This is a genomic window from Streptomyces sp. NPDC048291 (assembly GCF_043201715.1).
Classification (GTDB): domain Bacteria; phylum Actinomycetota; class Actinomycetes; order Streptomycetales; family Streptomycetaceae; genus Streptomyces.
In genome coordinates this window covers 574,085-596,031 of sequence record NZ_JBICZC010000005.1, presented here as the reverse complement: position 1 = coordinate 596,031, position 21,947 = coordinate 574,085, and the positions used below count along the sequence as shown (strand labels likewise).

The 21,947-nt window shown below is 73.9% G+C and carries 20 protein-coding genes and 1 pseudogene; 10 read left to right on the top strand and 11 right to left on the bottom strand.

The features are described 5' to 3' along the window. Nucleotides 1-58 precede the first annotated feature (58 nt). Nucleotides 59-826 carry a hypothetical protein gene (locus ACGF5O_RS16525; protein WP_393810575.1) on the top strand — a complete coding sequence of 256 codons (768 nt, stop codon included), beginning with the start codon at nucleotides 59-61 and terminating at the stop codon, nucleotides 824-826. Between the two features lie 74 nt (nucleotides 827-900). Next, the gene (locus tag ACGF5O_RS16520) at nucleotides 901-1,404 is read left to right on the top strand and encodes a DUF2231 domain-containing protein (protein ID WP_393810574.1); all 504 of its coding nucleotides are present in this window, start codon (nucleotides 901-903) and stop codon (nucleotides 1,402-1,404) included. Between the two features lie 206 nt (nucleotides 1,405-1,610). Here ACGF5O_RS16520 and ACGF5O_RS16515 read toward each other — a convergent pair whose 3' ends face one another. Further along, complete coding sequence (locus ACGF5O_RS16515; RefSeq protein ID WP_393810573.1) at nucleotides 1,611-2,378, bottom strand: GntR family transcriptional regulator; 768 nt, start codon at nucleotides 2,376-2,378, stop codon at nucleotides 1,611-1,613. A 163-nt stretch (nucleotides 2,379-2,541) separates the two neighbouring features. Here ACGF5O_RS16515 and ACGF5O_RS16510 point away from each other — a divergent pair, with 163 nt between their 5' ends. Beyond that, on the top strand, nucleotides 2,542-3,411 hold the full coding sequence (locus tag ACGF5O_RS16510; protein ID WP_393810572.1) for a (2Fe-2S)-binding protein: 870 nt from the start codon (nucleotides 2,542-2,544) through the stop codon (nucleotides 3,409-3,411). A 329-nt stretch (nucleotides 3,412-3,740) separates the two neighbouring features. Beyond that, nucleotides 3,741-4,775 (top strand): DUF2637 domain-containing protein, encoded by a 1,035-nt coding sequence (locus ACGF5O_RS16505; RefSeq protein WP_089104555.1) that lies wholly within the window; start codon nucleotides 3,741-3,743, stop codon nucleotides 4,773-4,775. An 82-nt stretch (nucleotides 4,776-4,857) separates the two neighbouring features. On the opposite strand, the gene ACGF5O_RS16500 is transcribed toward ACGF5O_RS16505, so the two are convergent. The 3 genes from ACGF5O_RS16500 to ACGF5O_RS16490 form a co-directional block, all read right to left on the bottom strand. Further along, nucleotides 4,858-5,313 carry an ATP-binding protein gene (locus ACGF5O_RS16500; protein ID WP_393810571.1) on the bottom strand — a complete coding sequence of 152 codons (456 nt, stop codon included), beginning with the start codon at nucleotides 5,311-5,313 and terminating at the stop codon, nucleotides 4,858-4,860. 308 nt (nucleotides 5,314-5,621) lie between these two features. Further along, nucleotides 5,622-6,083: a hypothetical protein gene (locus ACGF5O_RS16495; protein WP_393810570.1), complete on the bottom strand. Its 462-nt coding sequence runs from the start codon at nucleotides 6,081-6,083 to the stop codon at nucleotides 5,622-5,624. 144 nt (nucleotides 6,084-6,227) lie between these two features. Further along, nucleotides 6,228-6,848, bottom strand: coding sequence for a hypothetical protein (locus ACGF5O_RS16490; protein WP_393810569.1), 621 nt, complete (start codon nucleotides 6,846-6,848; stop codon nucleotides 6,228-6,230). 177 nt (nucleotides 6,849-7,025) lie between these two features. On the opposite strand from ACGF5O_RS16490, the gene ACGF5O_RS16485 reads away from it, so the two are divergent. Continuing rightward, nucleotides 7,026-8,393, top strand: coding sequence for a helix-turn-helix domain-containing protein (locus ACGF5O_RS16485; RefSeq protein WP_393810568.1), 1,368 nt, complete (start codon nucleotides 7,026-7,028; stop codon nucleotides 8,391-8,393). A gap of 13 nt (nucleotides 8,394-8,406) precedes the next feature. Here ACGF5O_RS16485 and ACGF5O_RS16480 read toward each other — a convergent pair whose 3' ends face one another. Beyond that, nucleotides 8,407-10,149, bottom strand: a complete 1,743-nt coding sequence (locus ACGF5O_RS16480) for a pyruvate dehydrogenase (protein WP_393810567.1) — start codon at nucleotides 10,147-10,149, stop codon at nucleotides 8,407-8,409. Nucleotides 10,150-10,227: 78 nt separating this feature from the next. Beyond that, nucleotides 10,228-11,631, bottom strand: a complete 1,404-nt coding sequence (locus tag ACGF5O_RS16475; protein ID WP_393810566.1) for a protein phosphatase 2C domain-containing protein — start codon at nucleotides 11,629-11,631, stop codon at nucleotides 10,228-10,230. A 370-nt stretch (nucleotides 11,632-12,001) separates the two neighbouring features. Here ACGF5O_RS16475 and ACGF5O_RS16470 point away from each other — a divergent pair. Then, a pseudogene (locus tag ACGF5O_RS16470) lies at nucleotides 12,002-12,514 on the top strand (hypothetical protein); the annotation flags it as partial. A 36-nt stretch (nucleotides 12,515-12,550) separates the two neighbouring features. Then, nucleotides 12,551-13,036, top strand: coding sequence for a DUF456 domain-containing protein (locus tag ACGF5O_RS16465; RefSeq protein WP_393810565.1), 486 nt, complete (start codon nucleotides 12,551-12,553; stop codon nucleotides 13,034-13,036). 20 nt (nucleotides 13,037-13,056) lie between these two features. On the opposite strand, the gene ACGF5O_RS16460 is transcribed toward ACGF5O_RS16465, so the two are convergent. The 4 genes from ACGF5O_RS16460 to rsgA all read right to left on the bottom strand — a co-directional run bounded on the left by ACGF5O_RS16460 (nucleotide 13,057) and on the right by rsgA (nucleotide 17,828). Beyond that, the gene (locus ACGF5O_RS16460; RefSeq protein ID WP_393810564.1) at nucleotides 13,057-14,238 is read right to left on the bottom strand and encodes an SGNH/GDSL hydrolase family protein; all 1,182 of its coding nucleotides are present in this window, start codon (nucleotides 14,236-14,238) and stop codon (nucleotides 13,057-13,059) included. A 413-nt stretch (nucleotides 14,239-14,651) separates the two neighbouring features. Next, nucleotides 14,652-15,140: a methylated-DNA--[protein]-cysteine S-methyltransferase gene (locus tag ACGF5O_RS16455; protein WP_393810563.1), complete on the bottom strand. Its 489-nt coding sequence runs from the start codon at nucleotides 15,138-15,140 to the stop codon at nucleotides 14,652-14,654. Further along, nucleotides 15,140-16,570, bottom strand: coding sequence for an AlkA N-terminal domain-containing protein (locus ACGF5O_RS16450; RefSeq protein WP_393810630.1), 1,431 nt, complete (start codon nucleotides 16,568-16,570; stop codon nucleotides 15,140-15,142). Before ACGF5O_RS16450 ends, ACGF5O_RS16455 begins: the two co-directional genes overlap by 1 nt. A gap of 163 nt (nucleotides 16,571-16,733) precedes the next feature. Next, complete coding sequence (rsgA, locus tag ACGF5O_RS16445) at nucleotides 16,734-17,828, bottom strand: ribosome small subunit-dependent GTPase A (RefSeq protein WP_393810562.1); 1,095 nt, start codon at nucleotides 17,826-17,828, stop codon at nucleotides 16,734-16,736. 349 nt (nucleotides 17,829-18,177) lie between these two features. On the opposite strand from rsgA, the gene ACGF5O_RS16440 reads away from it, so the two are divergent. Further along, a complete protein-coding gene (locus tag ACGF5O_RS16440; RefSeq protein WP_393810561.1) occupies nucleotides 18,178-19,515 on the top strand; it encodes an acyltransferase in 1,338 nt (445 codons plus the stop codon). Between the two features lie 140 nt (nucleotides 19,516-19,655). Next, the gene (locus ACGF5O_RS16435) at nucleotides 19,656-19,859 is read left to right on the top strand and encodes a cold-shock protein (protein WP_016578941.1); all 204 of its coding nucleotides are present in this window, start codon (nucleotides 19,656-19,658) and stop codon (nucleotides 19,857-19,859) included. Nucleotides 19,860-19,896: 37 nt separating this feature from the next. Here ACGF5O_RS16435 and ACGF5O_RS16430 read toward each other — a convergent pair whose 3' ends face one another. After that, entirely contained in the window at nucleotides 19,897-20,100 is a 204-nt protein-coding gene (locus tag ACGF5O_RS16430; protein ID WP_362649688.1) for a hypothetical protein, read from the bottom strand. Between ACGF5O_RS16430 and ACGF5O_RS16425 the strand changes: the two genes are divergently transcribed. After that, nucleotides 20,099-21,718, top strand: a complete 1,620-nt coding sequence (locus tag ACGF5O_RS16425) for a DEAD/DEAH box helicase (RefSeq protein ID WP_393810560.1) — start codon at nucleotides 20,099-20,101, stop codon at nucleotides 21,716-21,718. The two genes, ACGF5O_RS16430 and ACGF5O_RS16425, sit on opposite strands and share 2 nt — an antisense overlap. Nucleotides 21,719-21,947: the final 229 nt, after the last annotated feature.

Sequence of the window (21,947 nt, the reverse complement as noted above, 5' to 3'; positions counted from 1 at the left end):
GGCCACCACTTCACTGCTCGACGGCGCGCTAGGGGAGGGCAACGTGGCGTATTCCGCCATGTCTGGGAACGGAACGACCGACGGTGACGATCCGCTCCAGACCGCGGTGTGGCGGCTGCGCTCGCGGGCCTGCTGGGCCGACGCGGCGGCTCTGCTGCCGTCGGACACGCCGGCGTACACCCTGCAGCGGGCGGGGCTGATGGTCGAGCGGTGTCTGTACACCGAGGGGAGCTGGGAGGAGGCCGAGGACGCGCTGCGGACGGCGGAGGCGGTGGCCCGGACCGACGAGGAGCGGGGCGCGGCGGCCTGCGAACGCGGCCAACTCGCCTACGCGGCCACCCTGCACGGCGTCCGCGACCGGGCGGACGAGGCACGGGCGGCGCTCGGGAGGGCGGCGGCACTGATCCCGCCGGGGGCGCCGGGCCGGGCGCTGCTCGACTTCCGCCGGGGCCTGCTGGCGGAGAACCTGACCCGCTCCCCGCAGGCGGCCCGCGCCGCCTACCGCCGCGCGCACGCCGCCGCCACCGCCCACGCCGATCCGCTCCTGCTCTCCTTCACCTGGCGGCATCTGGCCGGACTGGCGCTGCGGGACGGGGAGTTGGCGGAGGCACGGCACGGGTTCGCGGAGTCGCTGCGGATCCGGGAGGAACTGGGCTACCTGGTGGGCACGGCTCCGGCGCTGGCCTCCCTCGCCGACACGGAGTCCGAGCCGGAGGCGTCGCGGCTGCGCGAGGAGGCGGGCCGTCTGTTCCGGCTGCTGGGCGGCGTCCCCACCTGGCTGGCGCGGCAGCTGACACCGCCGGCACCGGGAGCGGCGACCGCCTGAGACCGGGCTCAGAGGAAACTGAGAGTCTGCTGTGGCAGCGTGACGCGCCCCGACCCTCTCAGGAGCGCTTCGCCATGAGCACCGTCAACGGGCTGCCGGCCCATGTCCTGCTGGTCCACATCGTCGTCGTGCTGGTTCCGCTGACCGCACTCGCCCTGGTGGCCGCCGCGCTGTGGCCGCGGGCCGCCCGGCGGCTGGGCGTGCTGCTGCCCGTGCTGGCCTTCGTGGCCCTGGTCAGCGTGCCGTTGACGACGCAGGCCGGCGAGTGGCTGGAGCGGCATGTGACCGAGGACACCCTGGTCCGCCGGCACACCGAGCTGGGCGACGGGCTGCTGCCGTGGGCCCTGGGGCTGTTCGTGCTGGCCACGGTGGTGTGGTGGGCGACGCGCCGGGGCGGTCCTGAGCAGGCTCCCGGCGAGGGCGGTCGCCGGTCGGCCCTGCCGGTGCGGATCGTCGTGGGCGTGCTGTCGGTGGCCGTGGCGGCAGGCGCGGTCGTCGACGTCTACCGGATAGGCGACTCGGGCGCGAAGGCCGCGTGGCACGACGCGTACCAGAAGACCGCGCAGGGCGGCAGCTGAGCTGGGCCGGGGCGGGGGTGGGGACGCTTACCGGCGCTTACCGGGTGCCGCCGCGCCCACCCGTGCCGCCCTGCGGCACGACTGCCCGCGGCTGGGTTTCTGTCTTTCAGGGGCGCGGGGAACTGCGCGAGCGACCCCCGCCGGGGCGCGGGCGGACGACGACCGCCGCCCTCTCGGCGCGAAGCCGCGCCAACGCCCTCCCCCTGTCAGCCGGCGGCGGCGAAATGCCCGGCCACCAGCCTCCGCACCGCATCCAGCTCCCCCGCGATCAACGCCTCCAGCAACCCCGCGTGCTCGGCCGCGTCCGCCATCAGCTCGGCCCGGGCCCCGCGCAGCGGCAGCGCCCGCCGGTGCAGGTCCTCCGCGATCTGCACCAGCTGCTCGTTGCCCGCCAGGCCCAGCACCGCCCGGTGGAAGGCCCGGTCGGCCTCCGCGTACGTCGCCCGGCATCCCGTCGCCGCCACCCGGACCGACTCCTCGGCGAGCGGCCGCAAGGCGGCCCACCGTTCGGCCGGGACGCTGCGCGCCAGCCGCAGCATCACCGGTACCTCGATCAGCGCCCGTACCTCGGCGAGTTCCGCGAGCTCGCGGGCGCCCCGCTCGACGACCCGGAAGCCGCGGTTGGGCACGACCTCGACCGCGCCCTCCAGCGCCAGCTGCTGCATCGCCTCGCGCACCGGCGTCGCCGAGACCCCGAACCGCTCCCCCAGCGCCGGTGCCGAGTAGACCTCGCCGGGCGCCAGTTCCCCGCCGACCAGGGCGGTACGCAGCGCGTCGAGGATCTGTCCGCGTACGGACGCCCGCTGCACGGCGGGCCTGGGCTGCGGGATCGGCCGTTCGCCGTGGGTGTGCTCGCCCCGGGCAGCCGACGGGCCGGCGGGGAAACCGGGTGTCTGCCGGGCCGACTCCTCGGACCGCGACTGCGCCGGCACCCTCGCCGTCTCGGCGGGAGCCGCGTGCGCGCGCTGGTTCACGGGTCCTCCTCCGGCTCGTCGGCACTTGGGTCATTAACGGCGGGTTGTTACTTGTCCGTCAAGCACCTTAGGCGCACAAGGCGCTGGTTCAAATTTCCGAACGACTGGGTAAGGTAAGGCTTACTTATCTGACAGTCGGCCCGGACCCGATCGGCGGTAGCCCATGCCCTCCCCCGTCCCTGTCGCCCCCGCCGCCCCCGCCGCCCCCGTCGCGTCCGTCGTCTCCGCGGCCTACGCGCGCCTCACCGAGGTCTGCCCGGACCTGGTGGTCACGGAGCTGGGGCCGGGCGACCCCGCCCCCCGGGGCGGCGGCTGGGTCGGCGCCGCCGAGCTGGCGGCGGGCGGCGGCGCGCTGGACGCCTTCCTCGCCTGGGACGAGGACCAGATCCTGCGGGACGAGGGGAAGCCGGCCCGCCCCGACGTGGTCGCCACCTTCGGCCTGCACCGCTACGGCTGGGCCGCCTGCCTCCTGATCACCCTCCCCTGGTTCCTGGACCGCCGGGTCCCCCGCCTCCCCGCGACCGAGGTGTCGTACGACCGCACGGCGGGCCGGATGGCCGTACGCGTCGCCTCCTTCGCCTGTCTCCCCGGGGACCCGGCGGCGGCGCTGCCCGGCGCGGTCGTCGTTTCCGGCGAGGAGGCGCTGCGGGCGGAGGTGCGGGCGGCCGTCGCCGAGCACCTGGAGCCGGTCCTCGGGGGCTTCGGGCCGCGGATGCGGCGGCGCGGGCGGGCACTGTGGGGCATGGCGACGGACGAGGTCGTCGAGGGGCTCTGGTACATCGCCGGACTGCTCGGGGACGAGGCTCGGGCCGTACGCGAACTCGAACAGCTGCTGCCGGGCGCGACCAAGCCGTACGTCGGTTCGGCCGCGTTCCGGGTGCTGTCGGGACCGGCCGGGGAGCCGCTGCCCACCCGGGACCGGGCGAGCTGCTGCATGTACTACACGCTGCGCCCCGAGGACACCTGCGCCACCTGCCCGCGGACCTGCGACGACGTCAGGATCGCCAAACTCGCGGCGGCAGCGGCGGCCTGAGTCGCCCTCAGCCCGCCCGCGGCACCGACCCCCGGGACACGGCACTCCCCCGCATCCACTAGGATCACCGGTGGCAAGATCGCTCCTGCGCGGACAGGGAATTCACAACTTCCTCACTTGCCGCAGGAACTTTCCGAGGAACCACCCGTATGGGTAGTCTTACTCGAACTCAACTCCCGCCCCTCACGCGGCAGTTCGAGCAGAATGCCGCCCTGGGGCATCCCCTTGCACTTCCTTGGCGGCCTCTTGCCCCGAAACCCCCTGAGGGCCAGTGGGATTGGGCCACTATGGCGGGCGATACGCCCTATCCCAATGCAAGGGACCCCTAGATGAGACTGACCGACATATCGCTGAACTGGCTGCTTCCCGGCGCCGTACTGCTCCTGGGCATGCTGGTCGCGGTGGCGGTGCTCGCGCGATCCAAGCGGTCCGGCGGGGAGCACGCGAAGGACGACTCGTGGGAGCGCAGCGAGGAGCGCCGGCGGCGCAAGGAAGCCGTGTACGGCACCGTCTCCTACGCGCTCCTGTTCGCCTCCGCGTCGGTCGCGGCGGCCCTCTCGTTCCGCGGGCTGGTCGGCTTCGGCCAGCAGAACCTCGGCCTCTCCGACGGCTGGGAGTACCTCGTGCCGTTCGGTCTGGACGGCGCGGCGATGTTCTCCTCCGTCCTCGCGGTGCGCGAGGCGAGCCACGGTGACGCGGCCCTCGGCTCCCGGATACTCGTGTGGACCTTCGCGGGTGCCGCGGCCTGGTTCAACTGGGTGCACGCGCCCAGGGGCGTCGACCACGCGGGCGCTCCGCAGTTCTTCGCCGGCATGTCGCTGTCCGCGGCCGTCCTCTTCGACCGCGCGCTGAAGCAGACCCGCAAGGCCGCCCTGCGCGAGCAGGGCCTGGTTCCGCGCCCGCTGCCGCAGATCCGTATCGTCCGCTGGCTGCGCGCCCCCCGCGAGACCTACAAGGCCTGGTCGCTGATGCTCCTCGAAGGCGTGCGCAGCCTGGACGAGGCGGTCGACGAGGTGCGCGAGGACAAGCGGCAGAAGGAGACGAACCGGCTGCGCCGCCGCGAGCAGGACCGTCTGGAGCGGGCCCAGCTGAAGGCGATAAGCCGCGGCCACCGCGGCTTCGTCGGACGTGGCCGGCAGGACGAGGTGCAGCACCAGGTGGAGCGTGCCTCCCAGCCCACTGCGGAGCCTGCCATATCGGCGCCGGAGCAGCTGCCCGTACGCCAGCGGCCCTCCCTCCAGCCCGTCCGCAAAGGGTCTGACCCGATCACGGTCGACCTGACCGCGGAGGACGACACAATGGCGCTTCCGCGCCTCGACTCCCTGGAGCGCAAGCTCAAGGACCTGGAGCAGCAGTTCGGCTGATCGCCCGCTGCCGCACAGCACCTCGGGACGGGGGCGTGACCTTCAGGGTCACGCCCCCGTCCCGTTGGGTTCGAGGCACCGGCTAGGCGGCCTCCGCGTCCAGTTCGAACCACACCGACTTGCCGACCTCGTGCGGCTGGACGCCCCACGCGTCGGCGAAGGCGTCGACCAGCACCAGGCCCCGGCCGTGCGTGCCGTCGCCCGTGTCGCTGCCGGGGGCGCACATCCGCGGCCTGCGGGCCACGAAGTCACGTACCTCCACCCGCAGTTGACCCGGTTCCACGACGGCCGTCAGGACCGCCTCCCGGTCGGTGTGGACGAGCGCGTTGGTGACGAGCTCGCTGGTGAGCAGTTCCGCGATCTCGGAGCGGCCGGGCCGCCCCCAGTGCCGCAGCAGTTCGCGCAGTTCCCTGCGCGCCTCGGGCACCGCCCGCAGGTCCGACCGTCCCAGCCGGCGCCTGAGCTGCGACGGGTTTCCCCGTTCCGTCGTGTCGGTCTCTTCCCCCGCCGTCTGCGCCGAGGAGGCCCCGATGGCCACGGGACCGCCCCCTCGTGCCTGACTGTTCATGACCCCCGCCCGCACGCTGTTTGCCGGTTCCCCTCCTGATCGAACACGTTCACGGGGATCCATGCCCGCTCGGGCACGGGCCAGTCATGTCACGCCGATGACGACCGGGTGTTCGGCCATGTCCCGGGCCCGCTCCGGCCCGTACGTCGTCGCCCGGACCGCCCCGTACGCGCCAAGGGTGCTGCGGACCCGGCGTGATTCAGCCCCGCACGCAGCCCCCCGAGCTGTTTCACACGGTCCGCGGCACCGGCGAACCTGGCCGAAACCTGTCCTTCCGGCTACTTGCTCCCGAGGCCCTTGGTGCCGATGTTGACGATCTTGTGGGTGTCACGGGTCATGTCGACGACCAGCTTCGAGGTGGTGTTGCGGCTCCAGGTGAGCGTGATGACGGCCTCCGTGTACTTTCCGGTGCCGTTGTCCGTGACCTTCCACTTGAGCGGGGTGTTCTGGGCCCGCAGCACCCCGTCCGCGTGCTCGCGGTTCTCCCAGGCCTTGAGCTTCTTCAGGTAGGTCGGGGCGATGTAGTAGGCACGCAGCGCGGTGGGCAGGTTGCCGCTGCCGTCCGGGTCGCTCTCCGCGTCGATGTAGGCGCCGTAGAAGTCGGCGATTCGGCTGATGTTGTCGGCCGGGTCGCCGCCGACGCTGCGCGGCGCGCCGGCCGAGGCCTCGGCGGTGGCACCGAGCCCGAGGGCCACGGCGAGGACGCCGGCGGTGAGGACGGCGCGGGTCTTGCTGCTCATGTCTGTCCCCGTTTTTCTGTGTCTTCGTGTTCTTCGTGTTCTTCGTGTTCTTTGCGACTTGCGTCGTGCGTCTTGGGTCCTGTGTCTGGGGCCGCCCTCCCCTCCCCCGAGGGAGAGGGCGGCCCCGGTCCCGGTGGCCGTGCGTCAGTGGAGCTTGTTCACGGCCGTGGTGGTGGTCTTCTTGAAGGCCTTCACGGGCGCGTCCACGAAGCCGCCGAGCTGTCCCCAGTCCACGACGGTGACGGTGCGCCCCTCCCGGCCGATGGAGATCATCCGGATGTCACTGGCGCCCCAGGCGGTCACGGTGCGCAGGGCGTAGACATGGGCGCCGTCCCCGACCGGGAGGGTGCCGTGGTCCTGGAACGTGGCCCGGATCTGCGGGTCCGCCATCTCGATCCGGTCCGCGCAGGACACGATGTCCTCGTCGAGCTTCGCGAACCGGCCCTTCGCCAGGCGGACGCTGGGCAGCTCGGCGCTGACCTGACGGGCACTCGTGTCGAGGTCGGTCCGGAACTTCCGGTACCAGGAGTCCTGGCCGCCGCCGAGCCCGACGCCGATGCAGATGTCCTGTCTGACCTCTGCCGGAATGCCGGCGGTGACCTTGCCGGCCGTCCAGGACGTGCCGGCCCGCGGCGGCAGGTCGGCCGCCCTGAGGAAGCCGGGCGCCTTGGGCGCGGCCGCCGCGGGAGCGGCGAGCGCGGTGCCGACGACGAGTGCGGCGCCGGCGAGTGCGGTGAGCGCGCCTGCTCGGGTGCGCTTGGGCATGGGTGTTCCCCCGTGGGTCGGTGCATGGGTGTGGGCTGCCGCCGACGCGGCCGGCTGGTCGGTCCGGCCCTGCTCGGTGCGACACCAAGAGCATCGGCCGTCACCGGCGTGGACCGCAACGGCAGCCGCCCGTTTCACCGCCCTGGAACCATCCCAGCCCCGTTGACGTGCAGGTATATGAGTGCCTGGGATGGCGAGGACCGGGGGAGGGTGCCCGTGCGCGACGACGTCGAGGAGTTCGCGGCGCTGCTGCGGCAGCTGAAGGACCGTACGGACCGGAGTTACGGCTCGCTGGCCCGTCGGCTGAACATGAACACCTCCACCCTGCACCGCTACTGCGCGGGCGAGGCGGTGCCGCTGGACTTCGCTCCGGTGGAACGCCTGGCCGCGTTCTGCGGGGCGACACCGCAGGAACGGCTCGAACTCCACGAGCGCTGGCTGCGGGCGGTCGCGGCACGCCAGCGACCGCGCACGGCGGAAAGCGCGGAGAACCCGGCCCCGGAAGCCGCCGAGCAAGCCGGGCAGGCCGAGCAAGCCGCGGAACCCTTAGGGGAAACGGCCCCCGTGGCGGAAGCCGCCCCCGTCGCCCGCCCCTGGTACCGGCGGCGGCGCACGCTGGTCGCCTCGGCCGTGGCCATCGTGCTCCTGGCGACCCTGGGCACTCTGGCCGCCCTCCCGGACGACCGGAAGGCCGCGGGCGACGCGGCCCGGGATCGCGGCTCCTCCGCCACCACCGCCGCCGGTGGCGCCGAGCGCCACGGCAGCGGCACCACCGGCCCGGCGCCGAACTCCGCCACCCCGTCACCCTCGTCGTCGTACTCCTCCTCGTCCTCCTCGTCCTCCTCTTCGTCCGCGACCGCGTCGGGCGGTGACGGGACCTCCTCCGGCAGCGGCACAGGCGGCTCCCCGGCCCCGGCCGCCGTCCCCCTCGCCTGGACCGCGAACTCGCAGCTCTGGGAACTGGGCTGCGACCACGACTACGTCATCGACAAGCAGCCGGCCCGGGTACCGCCGCCGCCCGCCCCGCAGGACGCCGGCGCCTGGGCGGCCACCCAGGGCGCGGTGCACGGCGGCAACACGATCGTGGAGGTCGCCGTGCAGGGCCGTTCGTCCACCGCCGTCGTCCTGGAGGCGCTGCGGGTGCGCGTCGTCGGCCGTACGGCTCCCGCGCCCGGCATCGCCTACTCCATGGCCGACGGCTGCGGCGGCGGGCTCACCCCCCGCTACTTCGACGTGAACCTGGACAAGGACCGCCCCGTCGCGCGCCCGGTGGCCGGTGCGGGCCCGGACGGGCAGACCGTCTCGACCATGCACCTGCCCTACCGGGTCTCCGCCACCGACCCCGAGGTGCTGCGCGTCGAGGCGAGCACCGTGGGCTGCGACTGCCGCTGGTACCTCGAACTCGACTGGTCGTCACAGGGCCGCAGCGGCACCGTCCGGATCGACGACCACGGGCAGCCGTTCCGCACCAGCTCCATCAAGGGCCTGCCGCACTACTGGTACGGCTCGGTCGACGGCGTCCGAAAGTGGGTGCCCACCGACTGAGCGGTCCCCCCGGTCACGGCCGCGGCACGTTGCGCAGGTTGGAGCGGGCCATCTGGACCATCCGGCCGACGCCGCCGTCGAGGACCATCTTGGACGCGGAGAGCGCGAACCCGGTGACCATCTCGGCCTTGATCTTCGGCGGGATGGAGAGCGCGTTGGGATCGGTGACGACGTCGACCAGGGCCGGGCCCTTGTGGCTGAAGGCGTCCTTGAGCGCGCCGGCGAGCTGCTTCGGCTTCTCGACCCGCACCCCGTAGGCGCCGCAGGCCCGGGCCACGGCGGCGAAGTCCGGGTTGGTGTTGCCGGTGCCGTAGGCGGGCAGTCCCGCGACCAGCATCTCCAACTCGACCATGCTGAGCGCCGAGTTGTTGAACAGGACCACCTTCACCGGCAGGTCGTACTGGACCAGGGTCAGGAAGTCGCCCATCAGCATGGCGAATCCGCCGTCCCCGGACATCGACACGACCTGCCGGCGCCGGTCGGTGAACTGGGCGCCGATCGCCATCGGCAGCGCGTTGGCCATCGAACCGTGCGAGAAGGAACCGATCACCCGGCGGCGGCCGTTGGGCGAGAGGTAGCGGGCCGCCCATACGTTGCACATGCCGGTGTCGACCGTGAACACCGCGTCGTCGTCGGCGAGTTCGTCGAGGACCGAGGCCACGTACTCCGGGTGGATCGGGACGTGCTTCTCGACCTTCCGCGTGTACGCCTTCACCACCCCCTCCAGCGCGTCCGCGTGTTTCTTCAGCATCCGGTCGAGGAAGCGCCGGTTCTCCTTGGCCCGCACCCGCGGCACCAGGCAGCGCAGCGTCTCGCGCACGTCGCCCCAGACCGCGAGGTCCAGGCGGGAGCGGCGGCCCAGCACCTCGGGACGGATGTCGACCTGGACGATCTGCACGTCGTCGGGGAGGAACGCGTTGTACGGGAAGTCGGTGCCGAGCAGGATCAGCAGGTCGCACTCGTGGGTGGCCTCGTAGGCGGCGCCGTAGCCGAGCAGGCCGCTCATGCCGACGTCGTACGGGTTGTCGTACTGGATCCACTCCTTGCCGCGCAGGGCGTGCCCGACCGGGGACTTGACCTTCTCCGCCAGCTCCATGACCTCCGCGTGGGCGCCGGCCGTGCCGCTGCCGCAGAACAGGGTGACCTTGTCCGCCGCGTCGATCATCGCGACGAGCTTGTCGAGTTCGGCGTCGCCGGGGCGGACGGTGGGCCGGGAGGTGACGATGGCGGCGGAGGCGGACTGCTCGGGGGCGGGCTGGTCGGCGATGTCACCGGGCAGCGAGACGACGCTCACCCCGCTGCGGCCGACCGCGTGCTGGATGGCGGTCTGCAGGAGGCGGGGCATCTGCTGCGGGCTGGAGATCAACTCGCTGTAGTGGCTGCACTCCTGGAAGAGCCGGTCCGGGTGGGTCTCCTGGAAGTAGCCGAGGCCGATCTCGCTGGACGGGATGTGCGAGGCGAGGGCGAGCACCGGGGCCATCGAGCGGTGGGCGTCGTACAGGCCGTTGATGAGGTGCAGGTTGCCCGGGCCGCAGGAGCCGGCGCAGGCGGCCAGCGTGCCGGTGATCTGGGCCTCGGCGCCGGCCGCGAAGGCGGCGGTCTCCTCGTGGCGGACGTGGATCCAGTCGATGGCGGAGTTGCGGCGGACGGCGTCCACGACCGGGTTGAGGCTGTCGCCGACGACGCCGTAGAGGCGGCGCACCCCGGCGCGGACGAGGATGTCGACGAACTGTTCGGCGACGTTCTGCTTGGCCATGGCGGTCGGGCACCCTTCGGCTGCGCGGATCTCCGGCTTCCCCCGCGATGCCCTTCCATGTATCCACAGAGGCCGCGCTCACGCCTCCCAGACGGCCGCCGCCGTACGGTCGTCGGCGTACCCCTTGACCCGGACCTGGGCGTCCGCGAGGAAGGCGGCGAGGCCCGGCGGGGTGCGGCCGGACCAGCGTCGGGCCAGGTAGGCGCAGAGCGCGGGCTCGCCGCGCAGCGGTTCGGCGAGGCCGCCCGTGCACATCACGAGGGCGTCACCCGGGCGGGCTACCGAGGCCCGGAACAGGAACGGGTCGCGGGGCGGCTCGGGGGCCGGTTCGTAGGGGCTCGGCGGGGTCGGGATGCCGAGGTCCATGGTGAGCCGGTCGCCCTGCGGGGTCTCGGAGGGCAGCGAGCCGAAGCCGAGGACGGGTTCACCGGCGCCGTCGGGGTCGACGCGCGGTTCGATGTCCTGCCACTCGCCGCCCCGCAGCCGGAACAGGCCGCCCTCGCCGACCCCGAAGAAGACCCGGGTACGGCACTGGGGGTGGGCGGGGAGCAGGAGGCAGCGCAGGCTGGCCGCGTACTCCTCGGCGGCGATGCCCTGTTCGGCGGCGCTGGCGCGGAGCTTGCCGAGGCTGCGGTCGGTGAGCCGGTGCAGCCCGGACTTGAGGTCGCCGCGCCGGGCGGCCTGGATGTCCTCGGTGAGCCGCTGGTGGCTGCGGCCGACGGCCCGGGCGATCCACTCGCACAGCTCGGCGGCGGCCCGGTGCGCGCCGGGGGTGGCGCGGGCGCCGGTGGCCATCGCGACCAGGACCAGGGCCTGTTCACCGGCCCCGAAGCGGGCGGTGAGCAGGGCGTCGCGGCGCGGTTCGCCCCGGTACCGGGCGGAGTCGCCGCGCTGCGAGACGGCCCGCAGGGTGCAGGCGCCGTACCGGGCGCCGTCCAGGACGGTGTCGGAGACCAGGTCGTCGAGTGCGTCGGGGTCGGCGGCGGGCAGGGCGGTGGGCTCGGCGTCGTAGGTGGGCGGTCCGGAGCCGACGTAGTCCACGGAGGAGGCCGAGGCGGCGGCCGGGACGGGCAGGGCGGCCGAGGTGTCCGTGGTTTCCGCGACGGCAGCGGCCGGATACGGCGGCGCGGGCAGGTCGGGGCGGGTCGCGGGGTAGAGGTCCGCCGGGGCGTCGTCGTCCGCCTCCAGCAGCTCCTGGTCCTCCTCGTCCCACGGCCAGCTCCTCGCAGCGGGCCTGACGTCCTCGGCCGGGGCGGCCGGGGCCGCGGGCGCCCGCTGGGCCGGCACGGTCGGCGGTGGCGGCTCGTCGGCCGGATCCGCGGTGACGCCCCGCCGTCCCCCCACCGTCTTCTTCGCCGAGGCGAAACGGTCGTCCAGGGAATCGGGTGCGGCCGTGGGTCCGGTGTCCTCGGTGGAGTCGTCGTACAACTGCCCCCACCAGTCGTCGTCGTGACGGGTGGGCCTACCCCCTGGCTGGCTCATGCCCCTAATTGTCCACCGCTCGGGCCGGATGAAAACGGGGCATCGGGAAAATCCCGCACCCGACCCCGTATCGAACGGCGTGGCGAGGGACATCCCGAACACCCGTACAAGGAAAGGCGGGGGCCGGTGTTGACACGTGCGAGTCGCCGGGTGGTCCCACCCCCCACGGGAGAACCACCCGGCGACACCGGAGTGACCGGCCCCAGATCCCCTACGCGTACGCGCGTCATGGGGTCGGTCACCGTTCGCACGGCCGAACGCCACGGCGCCGGCCGGAAGGCCAGATTGTGACGGGTCTTCCTGGCGGTCGGCTGTGAATGACGCATCGGTTTCCCGTACGAAGGCGCTGCGGTGACGTGATCTTGGCAGAGTGAGCGCGCTGCTCACCCAGCAGCGGCACGAGCTGGAGAAGGCGGAGCCGGCGGCGGCGCTGCTCGCCGAGGAGTACCGGGCGGCGGCGGCCGAGCCCGCGGTGCACGACCTGGTGGAGGTGGTGACCGGCGCCCCGGCGGTCGCCCGGCGGCTCCTCCAGCTCCAGCTGGACGCGCACGGCGCGGAACCGACGGCCCTGGTGGTGCACGCCAGCGGCCTGCTGGAACTCCTCTGCGGCCTGTTCGAGTCGGTGTGGCGGGAGGCGCTGCCGCTGCGCCTCGGCCCGGCCGGGGTGCGCGAGGAGGGACCGGACGGCCCCGACGCCACCGACCTGGAGGTGCTGTCGCTGCTACTGGCGGGCCTGACCGACGCGAGCGTGGCCAAGCAGCTCGACGTGGGCCTGCGGACCGTGCAGCACCGGGTGCGGCGGCTGATGGAGCCGGCCGGGGTGTCGACCCGCATGCAGCTGGGCCGGCACGCGTACGAGCGGGGCTGGGTGACCCGGAACTGACCTGCGCATCCTCCCGCCGTCCGGCACTCTGGGCAGATGGGAGCAGGGGAACTCCTGCTGGTCGGCCTGGTGCTGGTGCTGGGCCTGTGCGGGGTGCTGGTGCCCGGGGTGCCGGGGACGGGTCTGGTGTGGGCCGCGGTGCTGTGGTGGGCGCTGTACGACCCGCGCCCGGTGGCCTGGTCGGTGCTGGTGGGGGCGACCGTGGTGCTGCTGGTGGCGCTGGTGGTCCGCTGGGCGCTGCCCCCGCGCCGGCTCCGGGCCAGCGGTGCCACCCCGCGGATGGGCGTGTACGCGGGAACCGGCGCCGTCCTCGGCTTCGTCCTGCTGCCCGTGCTCGGCGCGATCCCCGGTTTCATGGCCGGGATCTACCTGCACGAACGCCTCCGTCTCGGCCGGGCCGCGGAGGCGCGGGCCGCCCTGCGCACCGCGATGGACGCGGGCGGCTCCAGCGTCCTGGCCGAGTTCTTCGCGTGCCTGCTCGTCGCGGCCGGCTGGCTGACGGCGGTGGTCTGGGCCGGCTGAGCGGTCCGCCGGCCGCGTGCTCAGAGCAGCTCGCCGAGCGGGACGGCGTCGGCGAGGGCGCGCGTACCGGTGTCGTTGAAGTGCAGGTGGTCGCCGGGGTCGTAGGCGGGCAGGATGCGGCCGGGCCGCTGCGGATCCCGTACGACGGCGTCGAAGTCGACGTACGCGTCGAAGACGTGTCCGGTGCGGATCAGCGCGTTCACCCGCTGCCGTACGGTCTCCCGGGCGTCGGTGTACCCGCTGTACCCCTCGTACGGGGTGAGGGTCGCGCCGACCACCCGGATCCCCCGCTCGTGGGCGCGGGCCACGATGGTCCGGTAGGCCCGCACGAGGTCGTCGGGGTCCGTGGTCTCCGGGGTGCCCTTGATGTCGTTGATGCCTTCGAGGACGACCAGGGTCCGCACCCCGCTCCGGTCGAGCCCGTCGGCGTCCAGGCGGCTGAGGGCCCCCGGGCCTCCGGTGCTGTCGAGCAGCAGCCGGTTGCCGGAGATACCGGCGTTGAGGACGCCGGTCCGGAAGCGCCGCAGCCGGTCCGCGAGGCGGTCGGGCCAGCGGTGGTTGGCGTCCATGCTGGTGCCGTTGCCGTCGGTGAGGGAGTCGCCGAAGGCGACCACGGTGCCGCGGGTCACGGCGTGCACGTCGACGCCGGTGACGTAGTACCAGTGGCCGGTGGTGCGGGTGTAGGCGGCGCCGTCCTCGTCGCCGGCCCGCCCGGCGCCGTCCTCGGCGAGGTAGCTGGTCTGGAGCGCGACCCGGTGGTAGGTGGCGGGCCCGGAGTCGCCGGGGGTCTCGACGCTGACCAGCAGGTCGGCGCCGCCCTTCACGGCGAGCGGCACCGGGTCGCTGACCAGGTCCTGTCCGGCGGGTACGACGGCGGTGGCGGCGCCCGCGAAGGTGGCGGCGCGCATCGAGCCGGGTACGGCGGCCGGGCCGCTGCCCTGGCGCAGGGAGACGGTGACGGCGCCGAGCCGGAGCGGGGCGCTGCCGAGCCGGTTGCTGACCCGCACCCGCACCTCGCTGCCGCCGACGCTCAGGTGAACGACGTTGCGGTACGCGGCGCCGGGCACCGCCGGTTCGGTACCGGAGGGCGCGGCCTCCCAGCTCCCCGCCCAGAGCGAGGGCTCCTGATCGGCACCGGCCCGCCCGCTCACCCCCATCACCGACAGCAACGCCACCGCGAGCACCCGCCCGACCCTGCCCATCCACACCTGCCCTTCCGAGGCCTACAGGAGGGGAAGGTGACATACGGGGAGTGGCCTGAACAGCGACTCGACGGGGGGACCACCCGGGTGGCGGAGTGCGGGGAGGGGGAGCCGCAGGGGGTGGGGGCGGTGGCCGTTCGTTGTCTGTCGGCTGTGGGTGAGGAGAAGCGGAGGGGTGGTGACGGTCGTGGTGCGGCTGCGGGTGGGTGGGGGTTGCTCGCGCAGTTCCCCGCGCCCCTGGAAGACTCGGCCTCGGGCCGCCGCTCCGCCGCGGGCCGGTGGGGGTTGCTCGCGCAGTCCCCCGCGCCCCTTGCGGGGCTGCTCAGCCGCGGGCAGTCGTGCCGCTGGGGCGGCACGGGTGGGCGCGGCGGCACCCGGCGAGCGCCGGTGAGCGTGCCCGCCCCCCCCCGGCCTCAGCTCACCGCGCCTTCCAGCGTCAGCAACCGCACCTTGCGCTCGACTCCCCCCGCGTACCCGGTCATCGTCCCGTCCGCTCCGATCACCCGGTGGCAGGGACGGACGATCAGCAACGGGTTGGCCCCGATCGCCCCGCCGACCGCGCGGACCGCCATCCGGGACGCGCCGATCCGCGCCGCGATCTCGCCGTACGTCGTCGTCGCCCCGTACGGAACGCCGTCGAGCGCGTTCCACACCCGCTCCCGGAACTCGGTGCCGGGCGTCCTCGACTCCAGTGCGAACTCCTTGAGTTCACCGGCGAAGTAGGCGGCGAGCTGGTCCTCGGCGGCCCGGAACGGGCCGGGATCGGACTGCCACCCCGCCTCGACGCTCCGGCCGCCCTTCTGCCCGGGGACGGACAGGGAGGTCAGCGCTCCGGTGGCGTCGGCGGTGAGGAGCAACTCCCCGACCGGTGAAGCGATCCGCGTCCAGTACGTGACGTCCATCAGTTCCTCGACTCTCTTTCCAGCAGCAGATGGCGGGCGGCGTACGACCGCCAGGGCCGCCACTCGTCCGGTGCGTCAAAACCGTTCAGGCCGGGCAGGCCGTCCGGGCCGGGCAGCGCGACGTCGGGGTCGGCGAGGGCGCGGACGCGGATGGTGGCGACGGTCGCCGGGTCCATTCCTGGCAGGGCCCGCAGCGCCGCCTCCGCCTCGTCCCGGTCGGCGCCCGGATCCAGCCGCAGCGTCCCGTCGGCGAGCGCCGCGGCCAGCGCGCCGAGGCTGCCGTCGGGCTCCGCTCCCGCGAGCACGGCGGGCTCGGGGAAGAGGTGGGTGGGGCCGCCGGACGGAGCGTCCAGCGCCTTGCCGTACCGCCGCACCAGCCGCTCGGCGCCCGCGCTGCCGACGAGGGCCCGTACGGCGGCCTCGGCCGGGTCCGCCGCGCCGGGTGACCGCAGGCCCGGCCGGGCGGCGACCAGCGGAGCGAGCCGCGGGTCCTCGGCGAGCCGCTCGTCGACGGCGTACGGATCCGCGTCGAGGTCGAACAGCCGGCGCAGCCGCTGTACGGCGGTGGTCAGGTCGCGCGGGTCGGTGAGGCGCAGCCGCGCGTCGAGCCAGCCGCCGGGGTGGGCTCCGAGGCCCGTACCGGCGGCCCGGGTCGTGCCGGTCCGTTCCTCGACGGCGACGACGGCATGGCCGTACGGCAGCCGCAGGGTCCGACGGTAGGTGCGTCTGCCGGGGGTGCCGGTGACCTCCTCGACGCCGGGCACGGCCTCGCGTTCCAGCAGGTCGAAGACGGGACCGGCCTGGTAGGGGCCGCGATGGGCGAGCCGCAGCGGGATGCCGGCGGCCGGCGAGCCGCGCCGTGCGCCGCGGCCCCCGGGCGCGGCCTCGCGCAGCCCGCTCGGGGTGGTGGCGTACACGGCGCGGACGGTGTCGTTGAACTGCCGGACGCTCGCGAAGCCACTCGCGAACGCGATCTCCGTGATCGGCAGCTCGGTGGTCTGGAGCAGGGTCCGCGCGGTGTGCGCCCGCTGGGCCCGGGCGAGGGCGACGGGGCCGGCGCCGAGCTCGGCGGTGAGCTGCCGCTGGACCTGGCGGGCGCTGTAGCCGAGCCGGTCGGCGAGCCCGCCGACGCCCTCCCGGTCCACCACGCCGTCGCCGATCAGCCGTACGGCCCGGCCGACGACGTCGGCGCGGACGTTCCACTCGGCGGAGCCGGGGACCGCGTCCGGACGGCACCGCCGGCAGGCCCGGAACCCGGAGCCCTGCGCGGCTGCCGAGGTGGGGAAGAAGCGGACGTTGCGCCGCTTCGGGGTGACGGCGGGGCAGCTGGGACGGCAGTAGATGCCGGTGGTCTCGACGGCGAAGAAGAACGCGCCGTCGAACCGGCCGTCCCGGCTGCGGACCGCCTCGTACCTGGTGTCTTCGTCCATCACGTCGTCAAGTGTGGGCGATGGGAGGAAGACGGGCTGGCGGGAATCGGACAGGACGCTGGAGCCCCGTGCGGGGAACCCCCGAGGGGCGCGGGGCTGTGTCGACATGTGCGGCTGCCGCCGCCTGTGCGCGCTCAGCCCCCGCGCCCCCGTGGTCGGCCCCCTAGCGCCACCGCCCCCGCTTCGCCTCCATCGCCGCCTTCCCCTCCGCGCCCCTCTTCTTCCAGTCCTTCTTGATCTCGGCCCGGAGCCGTGCGTCGGTCTTCGCGACGATCCACTGGTTCTCCCGCATGAGCTTGCGGTAGCTCTCCAGCCGGCGCACGGACAGTTCCCCGGCCTCCACCGCGGAGCGCACCGCGCAGCCCGGCTCGCTCTCGTGTCCGCAGTCGGAGAACCGGCAGCCCTCCCCCAGCTCCTCGATCTCGGCGAACACCTGCCCGACGCCGGTCTCGGCGTCGAACAGGCCCACGCCCCGCAGTCCGGGCGTGTCGATCAGTACGCCGCCGCCCGGGAGCGCGAGGAGGTTGCGGGTGGTGGTGGTGTGGCGGCCCTTGCCGTCGACGTCGCGGGCCGCCTGGACCTCCATCACGTCGTCGCCGGTCAGCGCGTTGGCGAGGGTGGACTTGCCGGCGCCGGACTGGCCGAGCAGCACGGACGTACCGGAGCCGACGAGGGCGACCAGGACGTCCAGGCCGTCGCCCGCGTGCGCGCTGACCGTGAGGACCGGCACGCCCGGGGCCGTCGTCTCGACGTCCTCGACGAGGTGGGCGAGGGTCGCCGGGTCCGGGACCAGGTCGGCCTTGGTGAGGACCACGACCGGCTGCGCACCGGACTCCCAGGCCAGCGCCAGGAACCGTTCGACGCGGCCGAGGTCGAGTTCGACGGCGAGGGACACCGCGACGATCGCGTGGTCGACGTTGGCGGCGAGGATCTGCCCCTCGGACCGCTTGGACGAGGTGGAGCGCACGAAGGCGGTACGGCGCGGCAGATACGCGCGTACGTAACGGGGGTTGCCGCCGGGTTCGACGGCGACCCAGTCGCCGGTGCACACGACGCGCATCGGATCGTGCGGGGTGACGAACGCGGTGTCGGCGCGCAGCAGGCCGCCGGCGGTGACGACGTCGCACTGCCCGCGGTCGACGCGGACGACCCGCCCGGCGAGCAGTCCTTCGGCGTCGTAGGGGGCGAACTCCTTCGCCCAGGTCTCGTCCCAGCCGTAGGGAGCGAGCGCGGAGAAAACAGCGGAGCTGGAAGTCAAGGGTGACCCTTCACAAGGGCGGCCCCGGGAAAGAAAGTGGTCAGCCGGTGGCCGCGGAGGTGGAATGGATGAACTTCTGGTCGCGGGCAGCGCCCATCGCAACGACAGCCATCGGTCAACACCTCCGTGATCGAGTCGAGTCACCCGCGGCACCCTGGGGTGGCCGCTCCGACGCCACCGACCTTAGAAGCCGCCCGCACCGGACCGCCACCGAATTACGGCGCGAGGCCGGCAGACTCCGTCGCGACCGGGTGCGGGGCCTCGCGGACGGTGTCGTACCGGGCACGGATTGGTTGCGGCCGGGGCTCTCCGGGACGACGGGCGCCGGGACGCCGGGATCATGACGGCCATGAGCAGAGACCGGTACGTCGACTTCCTGCGCGCGTGGGCGATCGTGCTGGTGGTGCTCGGCCACTGGCTGATCACCGCCCTGGTCCGGGAGCCCGACGGGCGGATCACCGCCCCGGAGCTGCTGGCGACGGTGGACTGGACCCAGTGGCTGACCCTCGGGTTCCAGATCATGCCGCTGTTCTTCCTGGCCGGAGGCCATGCCGCGGGCGGTTCCTGGGCGCGGGCCCGGGCGGCCGGGGGTACGCCGGCGGGGTGGCTGGGACGGCGGGCGCTGCGGCTGCTCCTTCCGGTGGCGGTCTACAGCGGCGCGGTGCTGCTCGCGGTCGGCGTCTGTACGGCGGTCGGCGTGGACGCGGACACGCTGGCGCTGGTGGGCTGGGCGATGGGGATGCAGTTCTGGTTCCTGCCGGTGTATCTGCTGCTCAGCGCCCTGACGCCGCTGCTGTACGCGGCACACCGGCGGTGGGGTCTCCGCGTCCCGCCGGTGCTGGGGGCGGTCGCCCTGGTGGCCGACGCGCTCGTGGTGGCCGTGCACGCGCCCTATGTCGGGCTGCTGAACTACGTGCTCGTGTGGGGCGTCGCCTACCAGCTGGGCTTCTGCTGGCGGGACGGTCTGCTGACCGGCCGCCGGCCCGTGACCCGTGTGCCCCGCGTGCCGCTCGCGATGGCGGTGGGCGGCGGGTCGGCCTTCGCCGCGCTCGTCGCCCTCGGGCCGTTCCCGGTCAGCCTGATCCTGGTGACCGGGCAGAGTCCCAGCAACACCGATCCGCCGTCGGCCGCGATGGTGGCGTGGCTGGTCGCCCAGGTCGGCGTGAGCCTCCTCGCCGCACCGGCGCTGCGGCGGCTGCTGGCCCGCGAGCGGGTGTGGCGGGTGGTCCGCCCCGTGGGTGCGGCGAGCATGACGCTGTATCTGTGGCACATGCTGCCGGTGCTGATCGTCGCCGCCGCGTTCTATCTGACCGGTCTCGCGCCCGAGCCGGTGCTCGGGTCCGCGGCGTGGTGGGGGCTGCGCGTGCCGTGGCTGCTGGTCCTCGGCGCCGTCCTGGCCTGCGTCGTCCTGGCGCTGCGGCCGTTGGAACGCGGGCTGGGCGTGCTGTACGGGCGGACCGTCCCGGACGCCGGGCTGCGCGGTGCGTGGCCGCTGTGGGCCGGGCTGGCCACGGTCGTCGCCGCCCTGACCCGCTTCGCCGTGCGCGGGTTCGCGCCGGACGGCCGGTTCCCCGTGCTGCCCGCCCTGGGCCTGGCGCTGGGCACGGTGCTGGTGATGGTCCCCCGGTGGACGGCCGCGGAGCGCCTCGGGCAGCCCGGCACCACGCGCACCCCCGACCGGGTGTGAAGCTGTGCTACGGTTGCAGAGTTGCAGTTGTGGTACCCATGAACCTATGTGCGCCTGACGGGAATGTTTCTCCTGCAGGCGCATTATTTGTTTTACCGGCATCTCCGGATGGGGCCTCTGCCTGAAGATCGGAGAAGGTCATGGCACAGGGAACCGTGAAGTGGTTCAACGCCGAAAAGGGTTTCGGCTTCATCCAGCAGGACGGCGGCGGCCCGGACGTGTTCGCCCACTACTCGAACATCCAGTCCCAGGGCTTCCGTGAGCTCCAGGAAGGCCAGCGGGTCTCCTTCGACGTCACGCAGGGCCAGAAGGGCCCGCAGGCGGAGAACATCGTCCCCGCCTGATCGCCTTACGCGTATCCACTCGCCGGGGTCCGTATCGTCATGGTGCGGACCCCGGTTTGTGCTGTTCCAGGAAGGCAGACAGCAGCATGTCCCGCAGGCCCCAGAAGCCGAACAGGCGCACCTCGTCGTCCAGGACGGCCCCGGCGTCCCCGCCGTCCGGTCCGTCGTCACGTGAGTTCCGGCTGCCGGAGAACACGACGCCCGGGCTTCCCGCCGTCGAGGACTTCGCCGCTCTGGACATGCCCGCGGCGCTGCTGAAGACCCTCACCGCGCAGGGGGTGACCACCCCGTTCCCCATCCAGGCCGCCACGCTGCCCAACTCGCTGGCCGGCCGTGACCTGCTGGGACGGGGCCGGACCGGCTCCGGCAAGACCCTCGCGTTCGGGCTGGCGCTCCTCGCCCGTACGGCAGGACTGCGCGCGCAGCCCAAGGCGCCCCTCGCCCTCGTGCTGGTGCCCACCCGTGAGCTCGCCCAGCAGGTGACGGACGCGCTGACGCCCTACGCGACGGCGGTGAACCTCCGGGTGGCCACGGTCGTCGGCGGACTGTCGATCACCAAGCAGGCCGCCACCCTCCGGCGCGGCGCCGAGGTGGTCGTGGCGAGTCCCGGCCGCCTCAACGACCTCGTGGAACGCGGGGACTGCGTACTCGGCGACGTCCGCATCACGGTGCTGGACGAGGCCGACCAGATGACCGACATGGGCTTCCTGCCGCAGATCACCAAGCTGATCCAGCAGGTACGGCCCGACGGGCAGCGGCTGCTCTTCTCGGCCACGCTCGACCAGAACATCGACCGCCTGGTGCAGCGGTTCCTGACCGACCCGGTGGTGCACTCCGTGGACCCGTCCGCGGGGGCGGTCACCACCATGGAGCACCACGTGCTCCACATCCAGGACGAGACCGACAAGAAGGCCGTCACCACGCGCATCGCGGCCCGCGACGGCCGGGTCATCCTCTTCCTCGACACCAAGAGATCCGCCGACCGGCTCGCCAAGCGGCTCCTCGCCGTCGGCGTCCGCGCGGCGGCGCTGCACGGCGGCCGCTCCCAGCCGCAGCGCAACCGCACCCTGGAGCAGTTCAGGAACGGCCAGGTCACCGCGCTGGTGGCGACGAACGTCGCGGCCCGCGGCATACACATCGACGACCTCGACCTCGTCGTGAACGTCGATCCTCCGACCGACCACAAGGACTACGTCCACCGGGGCGGCCGTACGGCCCGCGCCGGCGGTTCCGGCAGCGTGGTCACGCTGGTCCTGCCCGAGCAGAAGCGCGACGTCACCCGGCTCATGTCGGACGCGGGCATCCGCCCCCGCACGGCCCGCATCGCGTCGGGCGACGCCGAGCTGACCACCCTCACGGGCGCCCGCGAGCCCTCCGGCGTGCCGGTCGTCATCGAGGTCCCGCAGCCAGCGCCGACCGCGGCGTCCCGCCCTGACCAGAAGACCGACGGCAGACCCGGCAGGCGTTCCGGCCGCCGGCGCCGCGGCGGTGCCGGCACGGAGCCGGGTACGGCCGCCGCGACCGCCGCCCGCGGCTCGGGCCGCCGGTCCACCACACCCGACGGCCGAGCCGCAACGTCCACGACGGCCGGCCGGCCCAGCCGCGGCACGGGAGCCGCCGGCGCCACGGGGGATGCCACCGGCGCGGGCGGCCGCGGCACCGACCGCCGGGCCGCGCCCGGTGGGGCTGCGGGCGGCGCGGCCGCCCGGGGCTCCGACCGCCGGGCCGCGGCCAGCACCGCGGCCGGGAAGGACGACCGCGGGTCCCGGCGACGCACGCCGCCGTCCGGCGGTGCCGCCGCCGGTACGAGCGGTCGCGGCTCCGGCCGCCGGGGCGGTCGCCGTACCCCGACCACCTGACCGAGCCGCAACGCCGTCTGCCACCTGCGGCACCATCGTGGCCGGCCGCGCAGTTCCCCGCGCCCCTTCAGGGCGCGACAGCCCCAGCCCCCTGAACACGCGGCGCAAAAGCGCCCCGTCAGGGGCGCGGGGAACTGCGCGAGCAACCACCACGGCGCCGCACCCGACACTCGGCCTCACCCCACACCCGAACAAGCCCACGCAGGCCCACGCACAGCGCCCCGTCAGG